The sequence below is a fragment of the Halorubrum sp. SP9 genome (assembly GCF_005435015.1).
GTDB classification, from domain to species: Archaea; Halobacteriota; Halobacteria; order Halobacteriales; family Haloferacaceae; genus Halorubrum; species Halorubrum sodomense.
The window spans coordinates 1-394 of the sequence record NZ_SGXU01000447.1; the positions used below are offsets into that span (position 1 = coordinate 1).

Consider the following 394-nt stretch of genomic DNA (forward strand, 5'->3'; position numbering starts at 1 on the left):
ACCACGAAGCCCCGCCGGACCTCAAATCCGATACGGACCGTCGCGAGCGCGAGGACTGGCCCGGAAGTGTGTCTGACGACGACGCGACCGATGCGCTCGTCGGGGTGGCTCCCCCTCCGGCCCGCGCTTAGGTCCCCCTCTGGTGACAACAGCCCGTGCGAGACGCACGCCGTCGCCTCGGGATCCCACTCTCCGACTCCGTAGCGTTCCGACCGAGCCGTTTTCCCTGCCGACGCCGACCGTGACACTATGCGAGCGCGACACATCGACCACGTCAACCTTCGAATTCCCGAAGACGGCGCCGACGAGGCCCGCGAGTTCTACGGCGAGCAGCTCGGATTCGGCATCGAGGACGCGCTGTACGCGGCCGACGAGAAGCCGTTCTTCGACGTGC

General features: G+C 67.5%; 1 protein-coding gene and 1 pseudogene. One reads left to right on the forward strand and one right to left on the reverse strand.

The window, feature by feature from the left end:
- Nucleotides 1-248, reverse strand: a 248-nt coding sequence (locus EXE45_RS21015) for a hypothetical protein (RefSeq protein ID WP_206750516.1), incomplete at its 3' end; no start/stop codon positions are given.
- Nucleotide 249: 1 nt separating this feature from the next.
- On the opposite strand from EXE45_RS21015, the pseudogene EXE45_RS21585 reads away from it, so the two are divergent.
- Nucleotides 250-394, forward strand: a pseudogene (locus EXE45_RS21585) (VOC family protein); the annotation flags it as partial.